Origin of the sequence: Sporosarcina sp. UB5 (genome assembly GCF_050859005.1) — a bacterium.
In the GTDB taxonomy this organism is placed as follows: domain Bacteria; phylum Bacillota; class Bacilli; order Bacillales_A; family Planococcaceae; genus Sporosarcina.
The window spans coordinates 164,276-181,428 of the sequence record NZ_CP125984.1; the positions used below are offsets into that span (position 1 = coordinate 164,276).

Below are 17,153 nucleotides of genomic sequence, written 5' to 3' on the forward strand. Positions count from 1 at the left end.
CAACAAGTATAACACTTTGAATCTCAAAAAAACGGAACCAGGTTTCCAATACAATTCGAAATTGTATTGAAAAGCTGGTTCCGTGTGTAGTGCAAAATAGAAGTACATAGTTTTGAAAAGAAAAAGTACATAACGTTGCAACTGAAGTTTCAATAAAAAAAGGCTTGCCAGCCTTCCAAAATCTCTCTACTGTATTGGTGTCGAATCAAATGCAGTGGAGGTTGAAAGGAAATGCTGACAATGCCTGAAATTAATTGTATCAAACTGATGAGGAATCAGAAATCATTTTCTATAAATCACATATCAAAGACTTTAGGAATCAATTGGAGAACGGCTAAAAAGTACGCAGATGGTGATCAACTGCCGAAAGAAAAGGAAAGAAAAAAATCCGGAATGATGTACACGGAAAAGTGGGGAGAAATTGTTGGAGATTGGCTTTGGGAGGATCAAAAACTAAAGAAGAAGGACAGAAGGACAAACAAAGGAATCTTTTCTGACTTACAAAAGCTAGGGTTCAAGGGGTCCTACAGGACCGTTTCATATTTCATTAAGGACTGGCGTGAAGGAAGGGAAGATATTGAAGATGAAACAAAAGATAAAAACTTCGAGAGACTAATTCATCCACCTGCTGAAGCGCAATTGGATTTTGGATTAATGCAAGCCGTACAGGATGGGAAATATAGAGACGTTCATTGTTTAGTCATGTCCCTCCCCTTCAGCAACAGCGCTTACGCCATTCCATTACCAGGAGAAAATCAAGAGTGCCTATTACATGGGATGAAAAGGATATTCAATCAACTAGGGGGCATACCGAGGAAGATTCGTATTGACAACATGAAGACGGCTGTCGTTAAACCAAGGAACCGAAATGAAGAGGCTGTTTTCACAGATGAATTCCTGCAATTTGCCAATCATTATGGCTTCGAACCTCAAGCATGTAATCCGTATTCAGGAAATGAAAAAGGAAATGTGGAAAATAAAGTTGGGTACGTTCGATATAACTTTATAACTCCAGCGCCCGTCATAGAAGACTTGGAACACTTAACAAAGATACTTGAACAGCAGCTAACTGTGGATCGGGAGCGCGTTCATTATAAAAAGCAAGTTCCGTTACAAGAACTACTTGAGGAAGAACATCAATATCTCTTAGCGTTACCTGAAGAAGATTATCCAGTCTTCAAAGAAGAAAAAGCGAAAGCGAACAAGTATGGAGAAATCACTTTGGATAAAGTGAAAGTATATGTACCGAAAGCTTATAACTATCCAAGTCTGTCTGTCATAAAGTATTGGGATCGATTCAAGGTACTATCTCCTCACGGAGAAATCTTGTATGAGGATCATCGACCTTATATGCATAAGAATCGTGAGATTCCATGGAAAGCTATCTTAACATCATGGTTAAGCAAGCCGCGAGCAGCAATCTATTCTCGTTTTTCAGCCTATCTACCAGGCCGTATATATGAATACATAAATATCTCGAATCTAATGATTCGCAAAGAGCGTCTAAACTGGATTCTAGCGCTACTAGCCACCCACGACATGAATGAAATTAATGAGGAGTTCTATGAGCTAATAAATGGACAATCGGACTCTTTAAAAGAGCCGGTAGCACACCCTTATGATGTTGATTGGAATAAATATGATCAACTTCAGGTTGGCCCAAAGATTGAAGGTGAGATACAGTGACGGCGGATTTGAAAACAATGTGCAAGGTCTTGCGACTAGCCCACGTCAATGATATTTATTCGGATATAGCTTATGAGAATTCAGTTCAATTTCTGGAAGATTTATTTCGGAAAGAGCTACAGCTACGGGAAGAAACGAAGGCTGAACGATTAATAAAAAAGGCGAAGTTTCTACAGAAGAAGTCACTTTCATCGTTTCAATGGAATGAGAAGATCCATTTTCCTTCTCACATTGATTCGCACGAACTTTGTACACTGAATTTTATCGGGCGCAAAGAAAATGTGATTTTAACCGGTGCTCCTGGCACAGGCAAGACTCATTTAGCAACGGGTCTTGGTTACGAGGCCTGTAAGCAAGGACTAGAGGTCCGTTTTTATAGGGTGTCAGACTTGGCTGAGGCGTTAGAGAAAGCATGGCAAGAGGGAAAGTTGGTACAGTTCAGAAGTCGTTTTAAAAGTGTTGATCTGATCATATTGGATGAGATGGGTTATGTTCCTTTTAACAAGGAGGGAGCAGAGCTCCTTTTCCAACTCATCTCTGACTGGTACGAACAAAAAAGTTTGATCATCACTTCCAATCTGGAATTTAGTCAATGGAACCGCGTGTTTAGCGACTCTAGATTGACTGCCGCTTTAGTCGATCGAGTGATCCATCATGCCCATATATTGAATTTTACGGGAGATAGTTTTAGGGTGACCAACGCTTTATCACGACAAAAATAAACTAAATCGAAGGCTGGCAAGCTTGTGTATTTTTCTTTGCATTCTTCTGCACTTTTATCTTGCAAAACACATTCCGTAACTCCTCGTATTTTTTTATTACATATTACTCTGTAATCGTTTTAAAATACGATTGTAATCATCAAGATCAATCCCTGGAGCAAATTGTTCTGGAAGTTCTGGGAGATCAGGTATAGGTGCACCTTTAGGCATTCCATCAATTACTCTCAGCTGTTCACCAGTTTCAGGATTTGGTCCTTTCCAAATTTGATTGATGTCCCGATACTCCGGCTCTCCCCATGTATATAACACATTATTTAATCCTTGATTTATAAATCCTTTTGCGTAGTCAAATTTAGTATTATCCAAACTAGGTACAGGAAGCATCTTCCCTACGTCTACTCCTGTAGCCATTTCAATTGCTTTTGCATAAGCAAGGATGTGGGTACCGCCTCTTACAAGTAAGTAGCCAATCATTGTTAAAGCAGTTGGATGGGTAGTCATTTCGTAAACCCTCATCTTATGGGTTCTTGCACCAATTTCCAACATATAATTGGCAAGGAGATCTTCAACGAGTACACCAGAATTATTGACGAATGTGCCATTCCACGGTCTCCCCATCCCATCTCCTGGGTACGCTGTTTGGGCAGTAGTCGTAAAATGTAATGAATAACGAGCGTCCTTTCCATTTTGCAGCGGTGCAGTGTCAGGATCACCCGGACCCGTATTGCCGACAGAGAGCAGATTAATAGTATTCGCTACTAGCTCAACATGACCAAATTCTTCGGCCGTAATACTCGCAACTAAATCATAAAACGGTTTAAACTTTTTTTTCGCACGAAAGTTAAAGGACTGAAACATGTAATTGTTTAAGGTAGACATTTCACCGAATTTACCACCCATTAATTCTTGAACAGCTGCTGCGGCATTCATATCGCCATGGGCAGGAATAGGAAGATCAATGGCCATTCGATTGACACGTTTAATCATGAGCTTTATGCCTCCATCCATAAATGATAACCATTGGCACTATATGTTGGATAAAGCTTGGCCTATTCCTTCATCGCGGCTGGATGAACCCAAATTATCTGTTCTGTACGAATATAAAATGGCGTCCCCCCCATATGAACAACGATATGATCCGGCATAACCATTCGTAATACACCTCGTACAGAGCCGCGTGTCGTCTGAACTGAAATGGACTGATTTTGCATTTGAGTTAGAGCCTCATAAACATATGGATCACGAAGATTCCAACCATTCATTACTCAACACTCCCCTTTTCTCGAATCCATAGCAATGTATGCAATGCGATGAAAAAATATGAAGACTATTCATTCACATTCCGGATGGAGTGATTCTCCACAAAAAAATGGCTCCGAACATATTGCTTATTGTTCGAAGCCGTTTTTGTAATGCTTTTGTCGCTATTTTCTTTCCGATCACTGAAAATAATTGAATTTCTCCATTATGGCATCCTGAAGCGCTGGCAAGTCCACCTGATTGAGCAAAAGAACATTACAATTTTCGTGATTAATATTTTTTCTCATATCGCAGACTGTCATGCCCCGATTAATATCCGCCGTGCAGTCAACATCGACCGTAACATATGTCCCTTGAAACAGTTCTCGATTCGTAAGATACAGCACTGTTACGGCATCATGAATACAAACGATTTCACTGTTTTCATATGCAGGAGAGTCAAAGTAAAATGTAAGCATTTCTCCATACGCATGTTCAACTGTACGATCGCTGTTCAACAACATATTCACTTGTTTGCGATTCAGACCACATTGATTCGTCACATCAAGCCCGCACATTACAATCGAAACACCGGTATTGTAGACAATTTTTGCTGCCTCTGGGTCTGCCCAGGCATTGAATTCTGCTGTTGGAGTCACGTTTCCACCTACAGATGAACCGCCCATTATTACTACCTCTTCAACCTTTTCTAGAACGTCCGGGAACACTTTGAAAAGTAGAGCAATATTAGTTAGTGGACCAGTCGCCACAAGTGTAATCTTTTCGTTATCGGGAAGTTGCATAATATATTCCCACATATATTGAATGCCATTTTCTGAAGTAAGTTTCTTCGTTGTCTCAGGCAATTCATAGTTACCCAAACCCGTTTTTCCGTGAACATGATCTGCAAGTTCCATTTTACGTACGAGAGGTCCTCTTGCGCCTCTAACGACTGGAACTTCATTCAGCCCTAAAAACATCGTTAATTTAAGAGCGTTATCCGTCACTCGTTCGCTCGTTTGATTTCCGGCTACGGTTGAAATTCCATGGATTTTCAGTTTATCCTGACTTGCAGCTGCCAAGGCGATAGCTACTGCATCATCTATTCCTGGATCACAGTCCAACCAAATATTTCTTTTTCTCATAGTAAACCTCCGAAAGAACATAGTGTGAACGAGTATCTAAATTTATTACAATTAGATCTCCATGATTAATATTAAAAAAGAATTCGAACCACGTCTATTCAAACCACTTGTCCACTTTTCTCCAATTTCTACTATACCTCACGGCGTTGACATGGCTACTTGAAAAATAAACGTGGAAACAGGGTCTTATGTACAAGTTATGGAACTACATATAGCGTACGATAAACTATCAAGCAGTTGGAGGTAGCTTTCATATGAGAACAATGTCAGTGAAAGAGATTCGCAATAGAATAAACGGACAACTTATTCAAGGTTCTGATGAATTCTTAGTTAACGATATTACTTATCACCAACGGAAATTGGGACAAGGTAAGCTGCTTTTCTTGCGAGAGAAAAGCCATATTAATTGGGACGTTATTTCCAATTCAACTCCTTGCGTAATCGTAACAGATACAGTGTACGACAAATTAAAAGCTATTGAAAAGTGCACTGTTATCAAAGTTCAAGATATAGAGCGATCATTTTGGAGGTTCGTTAGTTCTTATCGAAATCAATTTTCTATTCCTGTTGTTGCTGTGACTGGCACAAGTGGAAAAACCACAACAAAGGACATGATTAAACATATACTTAGTTTTGATCGTAACGTCACAGGCACGAAAACCTCTGCAAACTCAAGGACGCACCATCTCACCTATTTACTTTCCATTGAATCAAACACAGATGCTGCTGTGTTTGAAACAGCTGTAGGTGCACCTGGTGATGTTCTTTCCGCTTCTCGCTACTTTAAGCCGACAATCGGAATTATTACAAACATAGGCGTTACACATCTTGATGGATGTAAGACACCCGAAGCTTATTTTCAAGCGAAGGCGGAAATGGTTCAAGCGTTAAGCCAGAAAGGGACACTTATCATTAATGCAGATGATGCGAATACGAGAAAAATTAAGTTAGATGGTTTCCAAGGGAAGGTACTCACTTTTGGAATTACTCATCATGCAAATTTCAAAGCATCGAAGATCCAATACGGCTATAATGGCATGAAGTTTGCACTTACGTTTCGAAGTAAAACGTATTCAGTTTTCGTACCTGGATATGGGGTGCATCAAATTTCAAATGTACTAGCTGCCTTTGCGGCAGCATATGAAATGGGAATTAGTATTGAAAAATCCACAAAACGTATACTGTCATTTCGAAACTTGCCCGCCCATCTTGAATGTAGCAAGGGTTTGGGAGGATGCATTATCGTGGATGATACGTGGAATTCAAATCCAATTTCCCTAAAGGCTGCATTTCGAGTGTTGAATGGGATCGCTCGTGGAAGGAAAAAAATCGCCCTAATTGGTGAGATTAATGCATTAGGTGAACTCAGTTTGGATATACACAAAGAAACAGGAGAAATGATTGCTAAAAATGGCGTTGACGTATTAATTACAGTTGGCTCAATGGCTACCGAGATGGCAAAACAAGCAGTAAAAACAGGTCTGAAGGGTGAAGTACACTCCTTTCCTGACATACATGGTGTATACCCATTATTGGAAAAGATGTTGGACGAAAAAAGTATATTACTTATCAAATGTTCCGCATCGGATCACTCGATAATTAATGTAAAGAAAAAGGTAAAGCGCCTAAGGCCCAAATGAGATAACTATCAACAGGGATCTATTCCATACAAACAGCCTGAGAATCTTTGCGGATTATCACGCATCGACCTCGGGCTGTTTCATTTTTATCCTCTACCTTGGCGAACAATCTTGATTTCAACAATAGACATTATCGCTCTTTAAAATACAACTTACTATCTGGACGATCACGCGGCGTCTTATTGATAATAAAATACCCGATAATTAAAAGCAGAATGACAAAAGTATAGATTAATGTATGGATGGGATGACCGTGATCAACAATGAATAATCGTACCATTGCAGTAATCCCGATATAAATAATATAACGATGCGGGAAATGACATTCTTCTTTAAAGTATTTAACAATCATCGCGATAAACTCAAAATATAAAAAGAAGATTAGTATATTCACCAAGTAAGTTTTAAAATAAAGTAACCACCTACACTTAGTCAGAGCGGGGGGGTGGTTGTGCTTCTTACCAGTGCTACTGTCCATAAATTCATCTTACGTCAATACTGTAAACTTCAAATCCTGAGCCTTAATGCAGAGCTCTGTTAATGGATAATCCAATAGTACATGCAATTCAAAATGCTCACTGTCCCCTAAGTAAATTTCTTCATAAAGCCATAACGACTCTTCTTTAATGTTTCCTTCCAATTTCAAGTCTTTTACACCCGTGAATATTAATCCTACTTTTACATATTTACCGTCTTGGTGATGTTTTAATGCCAAAATACATTCCTGCTTTTCTGATTCGTATTCAAAAGAAATTACACGAGCGTCATGTAATGAGTTCTCAAATAAGTGAATAATACTTTTTGGGAGCTTATTTTTTATGGATTCATAGCTTTTTCTTGATTCGTTCAAAATACGTTGTGATTTGGTATCGTAATCTTCACAACATCGATTTAGTATGTTTAGGATTTCATCAGAAGGATACTCGGTCATTAAAGTTTTTTCATGGATAGAACTGTGAACTGATTCTGGAAGGTACTTCAATAAATCTTTTTTTCGATATTCCAATTCCGATTTAATGTTTTCTATATAGTCAATTCCCATGTCGTAATATGACTTTACTATTTCAACCCATTCCTCTTTAGAAGGAGGAAATACTAAAAATCCGCGTACCTGCATTTCTTCATACCGTTCTTTTGTGTAATATTTCATATGATAACTCCTACAATATAACCGTTTTGGATGACATGGGCGTAACCGTTTACTCTACAGTGTCGCCAAATAGTTAATATAGTTTCACAACGATAAGCTCATAATAAACTGTTCACCAATACGGCCAATTTTTCTTCTGCCCGTGTCTTTAAAACCTACCATTAAGTACAGTTGCTGAGCAGGGAGATTTTTATGATTAACAGCTAATACAATTTCGTCACAGTTGGGAAATTCAGTTTTAACAAAATTACTCAGTAAGAGCATACCCCGTTTAGCATAGCCTTTTCCCTGCTTCTTATGGTTGACAGATAAGGCAGTTAACAACAAAGCATTATGATTATCTGAATACTCCTTTATACGTTCATTTAAATGTAATAAAAAGAAACCTACAGGCTCATTCTCATCTAATATAACAATCCGATGTTCACCTTCTGTTACATTTAAAACCTCGCTTGGTAATGAAGTAAACTGCTCTTGTTCACTAGGAAGCTCAAAAGTTTCTAATGCCTCTAAATAGTCATTTGAAAAATGTTTTAACTGAACATAATCAAGTTTTCCCATAGATATGGTTCCTCCTTGGTTCTTACTCAAGATAATCTCTCTCAGTTATTCCCACACTCTTTGTACTGAATGAAGGGTTTCTCCTGAAAATATCAATTTATAAATATCAGGTTTAGAAGTTTTTAGCCAAAAAGCATATCCAAATTCGTTATTAAAATAATTCATAATAACGGTCATAACGTTTCCATGAGTACCAATGACAATCGTCTTACCTGCATATTTAACTAAAAGATCTTTGATGACAGGTAAAGCTCGTTTTTGGACGTCTTTTACTGATTCTCCTCCTGATAATTTATAATCACTATCCTCAAAGGACTTTTTTATTGCCTGTTGTATTTCTTCTTCTGGTAATTTATAAGCACCCTTTAACTGTCTTTCCCTTAATTCTTCAAACACTTTTACCTCAATGTTTTTGGCATTGGAAATCCCTTCAATGGTTTGGATCGCTCTTGTATACGGGCTTGAAACAATCAAATCAATTTCCTTATTATTTAGTAGAGCCGTTACTTTTCTTGCCTCTTCTTCACCTTGTGGAGATAGTTTTCTCGTTCGTTCCTGCCCAAATACAAATGGTGATTCTGCGTGTCTTATCATATAAATACTCGTATTCAATATTGCCCCCTCCTACCTCTTAACCATCAGACTCCATTGCAAAACATATTCTATAAACTATGTCAGTATTTTTAGGTCATCTTTTTCTAGAAGAAACTCTTCATTAGAATTTTTTAAAACAACATCAAAATTCTTATGATAAGGATGCATGAATAAATCATATTGAATTCTACGTTCTTCATGAGATTGGTTTAAATAATGAAGGTCTACTCCTCTTTCGGAGACATCTCGAATTCCTCTTCTATTTAACTCGGTTTCTCCATCGGTGTATAAATAAACCGATAAATCAAGCAACTCCGGATTCATAAAAGCAACACTCATACCCTCTACAATTGTCACCTTATTCCGGGAAGAAATTAGTGTGCTCTCCCTATAATGAGTGCCAATAGTATATATATCTAAACCACCCCTAATCATATTGATGTCTCTCTCTAAAGCAGACAAATTATGAGCTGCAGGATGGCATGCTGTCATATTAAATTGATGTTTTTCGTTGTTATATTCGTAATCTAATACAGTGTACTTCCTCAGATTTGAGCCAATAATATATGGATCAGTATTAATAAAATTAATGTCTTTTTGTCCCAATATGTTTACAAGTTTATTTGCAAATGTTGTTTTTCCAGAAGCACCATGACCTGAAATTCCAATGATTACTATTTGATCTTTATTGTTTATCAAATTGGCTAACCCATGTAATATTCTGTCCATAATTCTCTCCCATATTTTTTGCAATTACAGATATCCTCAACGCTTTTTCGACAATCCGGCCCGTTTGCATCACAATATTATTATTGAAAATTACTAAATGTCTTATAATGAGTATAACACTTTCAATCTCTAATATGAATGACCTAGTGATTTGGGAAAGGAGAAGTGATGTTGTCATGTGTTTGATTAATTTTCATATCCAAGACCATCCGATCTACCGATTGATCGTGGCAGCGAACCGGGATGAGTTTTATGAGCGCCCGACTGCTCCGGCACATTTTTGGGAGGACAAACCGCATCTGTTGGCAGGCAGGGATTTATCTCAACACGGGACATGGCTCGGCATTACGAAAAACGGTCGTTTTGCTGCACTGACCAATTACAGGGATGCTTCTGAACAGAAGAAGGACGTCCGGTCGCGAGGTGAAATCGTGACAGATTTTCTCGATTCCGATGTATCAGCCGCTGAATTTATGAAAACGGTGCAACAGAAACGAATGGACTATGCGGGATTCAATATAATTGCCGGTACGGCGGATGAGTTGTTCTATTACTCGAATATCGAAAATGAAGTAAAGAAGATTTCGCCTGGTACACACGGGCTGTCCAACCATCTTCTAGACACGGCGTGGCCGAAGGTAGTTCAAGGCAAAATGGGTGTCCGGAAGCTCGTTGAACAAAACCGCATCATCCAGCCAGACGAATTGTTCGATGTCCTACAGGATGCCGAACCGTTCCCGGACGAGCAGCTTCCTAATTCGGGAGTCGGTGAGCAATGGGAACGGGTGCTATCATCACTTTTCATTAAATCGGAAGGGTACGGCACCCGCTCCTCGACAGTCCTGCTCATCGATCAGGAGAATAACATTACCTTCGTAGAACGGACGTATAACAATGGAGGGGTTGCGGAAGACCGTTCATTCACATTTCGGATGGAGTGAAATTTCTTATATGACAAACTTTCCTTACACAAAGAAAAAGCCACAATTACTGAATCATCTTCAGTAATCGTGGCTTTTAGCTTCTTATCTTACATTTATTAAGATTTCCAAGTTGGCATAGAAATCTCTTTACCTTCTTTACGTTCTTGAGCATATTCAGCCGTAGCTGTGAACAAGACGTCAGAAGATGAGTTCAACGCAGTTTCACAAGAGTCTTGAACAACACCGATGATAAAGCCAACACCAACTACTTGCATTGCAATATCATTTGGAACTCCAAATAAACTACATGCGAGCGGAATAAGTAAAAGTGATCCGCCTGCAACGCCTGATGCACCTGATGCAGAAAGAGCTGCTACAACAGAAAGCAGAATCGCAGTCAGAATGTCAACTTCAATCCCAAGCGTATGGGTTGTTGCAAGAGTTAGTACAGCAATTGTAACGGCTGCACCAGCCATATTAATCGTAGCACCTAATGGAATTGACACACCATACGTATTCTCATCTAAACCAAGTTTCTCAGCTATTTTCATATTCACTGGAATATTTGCAGCTGAACTACGTGTAAAGAATGCTGTTAGCCCACTTTCTCTTAACACCATGAATACGAGTGGATATGGATTTTTACGCGTATATGCATAGACAATTAACGGATTCACGACAAGGGCGATTAACAACATGCACCCTACTAAAATTAATAGTAATTTACCATAAACTTGTAAAGAAGAAAAACCAGTCGTTACAATCGAGCTAAAAACAAGACCCATAATACCAAACGGCGCTAAGTTAATGACCCATTGTACTACTTTCGTAATCGCATCCGAAAAACTTCCTAACAAATCTTTCGTACTTTGTTTTGCATTTTTTAATGCAAGTCCCAAAACGACAGCCCACATTAATATACCTAAATAGTTGGCACTGATTAATGCATCAATTGGGTTCGCAACTAAGTTAAATAGCAATGTTTGAAGAACTTCAACAATACCTTCTGGAGGAGACAGGTCTTCTACTCCTGTTACCAGTGTAAGAGTGATTGGGAACATAAAGCTTGCAATTACAGCGACAACCCCAGCTAGTAATGTACTGATTGCATACAGGCCAATAATGGATTTCATGTTCGTTTTCGTGCCACTCTTATGTGCAGCAATCGCGTGCATGACTAAGAAAAATACTAATACCGGTGCAACTGCTTTTAATGCGCCGACAAATAAAGAACCTAGAATGGTGACCCCACTTGCCGCATTGGGAACGGTTAAAGCTAAGATTATTCCGACAATAATCCCTATAACAATCCTTTTTACTAGACTCACTTGATTCCATTTAGAAACTACATTTTTCATTCGTCTACCCTCCGAAATCTCCTGATTTATAACACACATACACAATCACTTCTCTGTGTTAGAGCAGACTGATGTTTTTCATTTTAGCACAATCTTTTTAGAATTGAGAAGTACCTTTTTAAAAATATTTTTCTTTAGTTGGGACAAGTTCACGAAATTAGATCACTATGCTAACATCTCTCCATAACTTTTATATTTGAATGAATATAAAAAAGGAGCCCAATTCTTGCTACAGAATTGGGCTCCTTTTTTAGAATAGTAGTCAGCGAATAAATGCCGCTTCCTTGTTTGATAGAGCATCCTCTAACCATTGAGGGTGCATTGTTAACAAATCTTTTGGTAAGTTGTCCTGACCAAAAAAATTAATTTCAAGCGATTCATCTGAATTACATATAAGTTCCCCGCCTGTAATTTCAGCAAGAAAACAAGTCGTTATAAAATGCACTACCTTGCCATTTGGATAATTGAAAACTTGTGAATCAGGATCGGAATAAACACCAATCAGCTTTTTAATTTTTATATCTAAATTAGTCTCTTCTTTTACTTCTCTCATGACAGCTTCAGACACTGTTTCACCAATTTCCACATGTCCTGATGGAATTCCCCACAAACCTACATCAGCTCTTTTTTGCAATAAAACTTCATTCTCTTCGTTCAATATAATTACAGCAACTCCAGCTTTTAAATCATCAATTTTTTTCAAATTAAAATTCCTTTCTTCAAGAAAATTGCCCGATCGCGGCATAACGCTATTATTGAAAATTAATAACTATCTAATAACTAGTATAACACTTTCGGGTATGAGGGAGGAATACAGTTATGAAAAGAGATTCTCTATTTTTCTTTTTCTTTCTCTTTTTCTCGTTTCTTCTTTTCTTTCTCGTCTTTCTTCTCTCTTTTTTTCCGTTCTTTCTCTTCTTTTTTCTCCTGTTTCCTTTTCTCTTTTTCTTGTTTCTGTTCTTTCTTCTTCAAGATCTCTTTCTGCTCTTCTAGCTCTTTTTTCTTCTTCGCGATTAATGGTAAATCAAATGTCTTCGTAGGTAGTTCACTCATTGATCTTGATAGGACTTGACCGAAAATTGGTGGCGCTGTGAAACTACTCGTCGATGTTAAGTAATGTTCGGAATCCGTTTTATCATAGCCTAACCAAACTGCACCTACGATGTCTGGTGTATACCCGACGAACCAATGATCCTTTGATCCATCCACACCCGTGAACGGCAGCTGGGTTGTGCCTGTTTTACCGGCTACTTCCATCCCTGAAATTTGAGCTTTCTTGGCCGTTCCAACTTCGACCGCACCTTGCAGCATATAGGTTATTTGCTGGGCAACTTCCGCATCTGTTACTTCTACAAACTGTTCACGCCATTTTCCAATGACTTCGCCTTCTGAATCTTTTATTTCTACAATAGCGTGCGCTTCCATCATGACTCCATTGTTTGCAAATGCAGAAAAAGCTTGCGCCATTCGCAGGGGCGAAGTACCTTGGTGCAAGCCCCCTAATGCAAGGCCAAGATTATGGTCTTGTTCTTCCAATGGGATTCCGAACCGCTCCACGGTGCGCACTCCATTTTCAATTCCAATGTTATGCAAGAGCCAGACGGGAGGGATATTATACGATTGAGTGACTGCATCGTACATTGTCACTTGCCCCCTAAATTTATGATCGAAATTTTTCGGAGCATATCCATTAATGTTGATTGGTTCGTCAACGAGCAAATCCGAAATTTGATAGCCTTGCTCGAGCGCTGCAGTGTACACAAGTGGTTTCAAAGTCGATCCCGGTTGTCTAACGAGCTCGGTCGCATTATTAAAGCGTCCATACGTATAGTCTCCTCTGCCCCCAACCAATGCACTAATTCCACCTGTTTTAGGATTCAAGAAAACTGAACCGCTTTGAATGAGTTGATCGGGCTTACTCTCTGGAAAATAACGATCATCCAGATAGACCTCTTCAAGGGCATCTTGGATGATAGGATTTAACTCCGTATAAATATGTAATCCTCCAGAAAGCACTTCATTTTTCGTTAACCCGTACTTGTTGACAGCTTCGTCAATGATATGGTCAATATAATATGGATATTTCCCTTTATAATTCGGCATTGTTGAATCGGCTAACACAATTTCTTCTTGAATCGCTTTATCGAACTCCGCTTGACTAATATACTCTTCACTTTTCATTAATGATAAAACGATATTGCGTCGTTTTACCGACTTTTCCAAGTTTTTATAAGGAGATAAATGAGTAGGTGCTTTAATCAATCCCGCTAATGTAGCAGATTCACTTAACGTTAATTCGCTTACATCTTTTCCAAAATAGATTTCCGCAGCTCGTTGAACACCCCATGCCCCTTCGCCAAAATAGATTTGATTGAGGTAGCGTTCCATAATGTCATCTTTTGAATACGTTCTTTCAATCTTCTTCGCGATAAGCAATTCTTTGAATTTACGAGAGTACGTACGGTCCTGTGTTAAAAACATATTTTTTGTAAGCTGTTGAGTGATTGTACTTCCGCCAGCAACAACTTCACCTTGTATGAGGTTTTGGGTAAATGCGCGAGCAATCCCAAAATAATTAACTCCATTATGTTTGTAAAACTGTTGATCCTCAACAGAGATGACTGCTTCAATTAGCTCTTTTGGTATTTGGTCCAGACGAACTCCTTCAATGTTGGAATTCGATACTTTACTGACGACCTCTCCGTTTTGATCGTAAATAAACGTCGGTCTCGGTTCAGGTTCTTCTAGTTTACTCACATCACTTGATGAAATTAATTGATTCACTATGACCAATCCACAAATGATTACAAGTAGTATTACGAATAATAGTATTCGTATAGGTTTTTTTAAGTTAGACCATTTCATCCTTATATTCAATCGCTTCTGTTCCTGCTTATATTCCATTCTTCCCATATGAATTTCACCTTCTTCATTGCGTTTCGAACTTTCAAGTTTAGCACAACTGAAAAGAAGAAATCCTATTTCAAATACAACAGGATAATTTTAACACTCCAAAATGATAACTAGGTTTTCCCATTTGTTATATCCAAAAAACTTTATTAAAGTTCCCACAATTGAGACATATAAAATAATATGGTAGAATTAATTGGAATTATATCCAAAAGGAAGTGTATAAGAGTATCCCCTACAGCATATGAAGACCGTTAATACACGTAAATTCATTCCCAAAAAACGTATTGTTTTGAGATCAAAATAGTTTAAGAGGTGTTTGAAGATGATAACGGAGAATAAAGAACTAACAATATTTAATCACGAAGGACATAAAATTATTACAGATAGAGAGATTGACATAGTCACTCGATTAGAGGAACCATTAATAGTTGTTTTAGGAAATGTTCTAAGTAGCGAAGAGTGCGATGAACTGATCAGATTGACTAAAGACAAAATGAAACGTTCGAAAATTGGAACGACACGCGAAGTAAATGATCTGAGGACAAGTAGTAGTACGTTTATTGAAGAAAGCGAAAACGAAATCGTTGCTAGAGTCGAAAAAAGAGTCTCAACTATTATGAATATACCGATTGAACACGGAGAAGGACTTCAAATCCTTCGATATACTCCTGGCCAACAGTATAAAGCTCATCATGATTTCTTTTCATCAACAAGTAACGTAGCAAACAATAGAATTAGTACTCTCGTTATGTATTTAAATGATGTAGAAGAAGGTGGAGAAACGTATTTCCCTGAACTAAATTTTTCAGTATCGCCTCAAAAAGGCATGGCAGTTTATTTCGAGTACTTCTATAACGATCAGACCTTAAATGATTTAACTTTACACGGAGGAGCACCGGTTATCGCTGGTGAAAAGTGGGTTGCTACACAATGGATGAGGAGACAAAAATTCAGGTAATAATAGAGGACCTCCCTGTCTTAAAATGAAGGGATGGTCCTCTCTTAGTGTTACAGAGAGTAACCACTCAGCTTGGTAAAGGCGAATTTTTTAATATCGAATATAATAAATCGAAAGGAGATGGTTGAATTGAAAAAGTTAAGTATTATAGTGATCATTCTTTTCTTGGCAGCTTGTTCAGCAGAAACAATACCGGATGAAGGAATAAAACCAGATATCGACACTCCGGAAGTTACCGTCAAGACAGTTCAGCAACTTGAAGAAACTGAAGAAGAGGAGTATATCAAAATTTCTAAAGCGGATGCTCCACAACTATGGAGTACACCTGATGTACAACTTTGGAAGTATGTAGTGGACACTTCCCTTTATGAAGAAATCGGTTGGAAGCAAGAGATTACAAGTTGGAGAAAATTTAATGATGAATTTGATAAATCGCTTTCACCCCCTAATGAAACTTGGCAATCTCCGGGAAATCTACTCGTAGCATTTATGGCTGATGTAGAAATTAGTAATTGGTTAGGTCGAGATATTTGGGAGGTGAATTCTCGAATTGAAATGTTAGATGAACATAATGCGCATGGTTATATTATGAGTTATGGTTTCTATGATGATTCGGTTGCTGGAAGGGATATAAGGCTAACGATGAAAAAAGAAAACGGATTTTGGTACATTGTCGATGCTGAAGAACGAGATCATTGCTATAGAGGTCTCGGCAAAGATGGAGATCTTTGTCTATAATTTGATAAATCTGAGGTTGAAAGAGTGTGAACGGAATGAATTTGCCTGGTACTAAATACTAGGGGGGATACGATGAAGAGATTCGTATTAACTGCTATTTTAATCTCGTTGATAATCTGTATCTGTTATATTGCTATAAGTATTCGTGGGTTGCCTTGGAAAAAAGAGGCAACAGCAGAAGAATTAAAAAAATACGTGGAAGAAAAGTACGAAATCAACGTCAGCATAAAAGAGACCTACTATAATTATGGAGCATACGGGGCTACGTTTGTCACGGATAACAATAAAAGCATCGAGTTTAATGCAGAGAAGTACGGTGATAGTATCTATTTTGAATATTACGCTGAGGCGCTTTGGGTGAAAGAAGCGAAAGATGCTTTGGATCCTGTGTTAGAAGAGTCGTTTACAACTCTTACTATTGATGAGTATGGCGTACATCCCCTTTATGGGATGGGAAATGTATTAAATATTGGAAAAGAAATCCCGAGCTATACGGAAATCGATACGGGTGTAGGTTTGTTCATCCATTTCAAGGATGAGTGGACAGAGAAAAACGAAGATCATCTAGTATCAGAAGTATTTTCGTTTATTAAAAAATGTCAATCGAAAGGAATAAAAAATATTTCACTACGATTTTCCCTTAGAGACAACGTATTAAAAGATGGGAAAATAAGCTCGTTTTTTATTTCGATTGATAGCAGTGGTATAAATGAAATTAAAACAGAAGAAGACGTGAAGGAGTATATTTTGATATTTTGAACTAAAAAACCACTTTGCAGTAAGCGCAAAATGGTTTT

At 38.1% G+C, this 17,153-nt stretch carries 17 protein-coding genes and 1 pseudogene; 7 read left to right on the forward strand and 11 right to left on the reverse strand.

The genetic code is table 11. The features are described from left to right. Positions 1 to 231 precede the first annotated feature (231 nt). Both istA and istB read left to right on the forward strand, forming a co-directional pair. Positions 232 to 1,686, forward strand: a complete 1,455-nt coding sequence (istA, locus tag QM454_RS01000; RefSeq protein WP_432358807.1) for an IS21 family transposase — start codon at positions 232 to 234, stop codon at positions 1,684 to 1,686. Then, positions 1,683 to 2,408, forward strand: a complete 726-nt coding sequence (istB, locus tag QM454_RS01005) for an IS21-like element helper ATPase IstB (protein WP_432358809.1) — start codon at positions 1,683 to 1,685, stop codon at positions 2,406 to 2,408. The genes istA and istB overlap by 4 nt, the downstream gene beginning before the upstream one ends. A gap of 96 nt (positions 2,409 to 2,504) precedes the next feature. On the opposite strand, the gene QM454_RS01010 is transcribed toward istB, so the two are convergent. The 3 genes from QM454_RS01010 to QM454_RS01020 all read right to left on the reverse strand — a co-directional run bounded on the left by QM454_RS01010 (position 2,505) and on the right by QM454_RS01020 (position 4,792). Next, a complete protein-coding gene (locus QM454_RS01010; RefSeq protein WP_432360444.1) occupies positions 2,505 to 3,395 on the reverse strand; it encodes a manganese catalase family protein in 891 nt (296 codons plus the stop codon). A gap of 62 nt (positions 3,396 to 3,457) precedes the next feature. Beyond that, positions 3,458 to 3,670, reverse strand: a complete 213-nt coding sequence (locus tag QM454_RS01015) for a YuzF family protein (RefSeq protein WP_432360447.1) — start codon at positions 3,668 to 3,670, stop codon at positions 3,458 to 3,460. A gap of 177 nt (positions 3,671 to 3,847) precedes the next feature. Further along, complete coding sequence (locus tag QM454_RS01020) at positions 3,848 to 4,792, reverse strand: nucleoside hydrolase (RefSeq protein WP_432360450.1); 945 nt, start codon at positions 4,790 to 4,792, stop codon at positions 3,848 to 3,850. 254 nt (positions 4,793 to 5,046) lie between these two features. Between QM454_RS01020 and QM454_RS01025 the strand changes: the two genes are divergently transcribed. Further along, the gene (locus tag QM454_RS01025) at positions 5,047 to 6,432 is read left to right on the forward strand and encodes a Mur ligase family protein (protein WP_432360452.1); all 1,386 of its coding nucleotides are present in this window, start codon (positions 5,047 to 5,049) and stop codon (positions 6,430 to 6,432) included. A gap of 130 nt (positions 6,433 to 6,562) precedes the next feature. Here QM454_RS01025 and QM454_RS01030 read toward each other — a convergent pair. The 5 genes and pseudogenes from QM454_RS01030 to QM454_RS01050 all read right to left on the reverse strand — a co-directional run. After that, positions 6,563 to 6,832: pseudogene (locus tag QM454_RS01030) on the reverse strand (phosphate-starvation-inducible protein PsiE); the annotation flags it as partial. 87 nt (positions 6,833 to 6,919) lie between these two features. Continuing rightward, on the reverse strand, positions 6,920 to 7,582 hold the full coding sequence (locus tag QM454_RS01035) for a DUF4085 family protein (RefSeq protein ID WP_432360455.1): 663 nt from the start codon (positions 7,580 to 7,582) through the stop codon (positions 6,920 to 6,922). Between the two features lie 84 nt (positions 7,583 to 7,666). Beyond that, complete coding sequence (locus tag QM454_RS01040) at positions 7,667 to 8,143, reverse strand: GNAT family N-acetyltransferase (RefSeq protein WP_432360458.1); 477 nt, start codon at positions 8,141 to 8,143, stop codon at positions 7,667 to 7,669. Positions 8,144 to 8,188: 45 nt separating this feature from the next. Continuing rightward, on the reverse strand, positions 8,189 to 8,755 hold the full coding sequence (locus QM454_RS01045) for a histidine phosphatase family protein (RefSeq protein WP_432360461.1): 567 nt from the start codon (positions 8,753 to 8,755) through the stop codon (positions 8,189 to 8,191). 57 nt (positions 8,756 to 8,812) lie between these two features. Beyond that, positions 8,813 to 9,466: a uridine kinase family protein gene (locus QM454_RS01050; protein WP_432363817.1), complete on the reverse strand. Its 654-nt coding sequence runs from the start codon at positions 9,464 to 9,466 to the stop codon at positions 8,813 to 8,815. A 176-nt stretch (positions 9,467 to 9,642) separates the two neighbouring features. On the opposite strand from QM454_RS01050, the gene QM454_RS01055 reads away from it, so the two are divergent. After that, a complete protein-coding gene (locus QM454_RS01055) occupies positions 9,643 to 10,407 on the forward strand; it encodes an NRDE family protein (protein WP_432360464.1) in 765 nt (254 codons plus the stop codon). A 98-nt stretch (positions 10,408 to 10,505) separates the two neighbouring features. Here QM454_RS01055 and sstT read toward each other — a convergent pair whose 3' ends face one another. The 3 genes from sstT to QM454_RS01070 form a co-directional block, all read right to left on the reverse strand. Beyond that, complete coding sequence (sstT, locus tag QM454_RS01060; RefSeq protein WP_432360467.1) at positions 10,506 to 11,747, reverse strand: serine/threonine transporter SstT; 1,242 nt, start codon at positions 11,745 to 11,747, stop codon at positions 10,506 to 10,508. Between the two features lie 262 nt (positions 11,748 to 12,009). Continuing rightward, positions 12,010 to 12,450 carry an NUDIX domain-containing protein gene (locus tag QM454_RS01065; RefSeq protein ID WP_432360470.1) on the reverse strand — a complete coding sequence of 147 codons (441 nt, stop codon included), beginning with the start codon at positions 12,448 to 12,450 and terminating at the stop codon, positions 12,010 to 12,012. A 131-nt stretch (positions 12,451 to 12,581) separates the two neighbouring features. After that, the gene (locus QM454_RS01070; protein WP_432360473.1) at positions 12,582 to 14,660 is read right to left on the reverse strand and encodes a transglycosylase domain-containing protein; all 2,079 of its coding nucleotides are present in this window, start codon (positions 14,658 to 14,660) and stop codon (positions 12,582 to 12,584) included. A gap of 322 nt (positions 14,661 to 14,982) precedes the next feature. On the opposite strand from QM454_RS01070, the gene QM454_RS01075 reads away from it, so the two are divergent. From QM454_RS01075 to QM454_RS01085, 3 genes are all read left to right on the forward strand, one after another. After that, positions 14,983 to 15,618, forward strand: coding sequence for a 2OG-Fe(II) oxygenase (locus tag QM454_RS01075; RefSeq protein ID WP_432360476.1), 636 nt, complete (start codon positions 14,983 to 14,985; stop codon positions 15,616 to 15,618). A 129-nt stretch (positions 15,619 to 15,747) separates the two neighbouring features. Then, positions 15,748 to 16,356, forward strand: coding sequence for a hypothetical protein (locus tag QM454_RS01080; RefSeq protein WP_432360479.1), 609 nt, complete (start codon positions 15,748 to 15,750; stop codon positions 16,354 to 16,356). 72 nt (positions 16,357 to 16,428) lie between these two features. Beyond that, positions 16,429 to 17,115 carry a hypothetical protein gene (locus tag QM454_RS01085; RefSeq protein ID WP_432360482.1) on the forward strand — a complete coding sequence of 229 codons (687 nt, stop codon included), beginning with the start codon at positions 16,429 to 16,431 and terminating at the stop codon, positions 17,113 to 17,115. Positions 17,116 to 17,153: the final 38 nt, after the last annotated feature.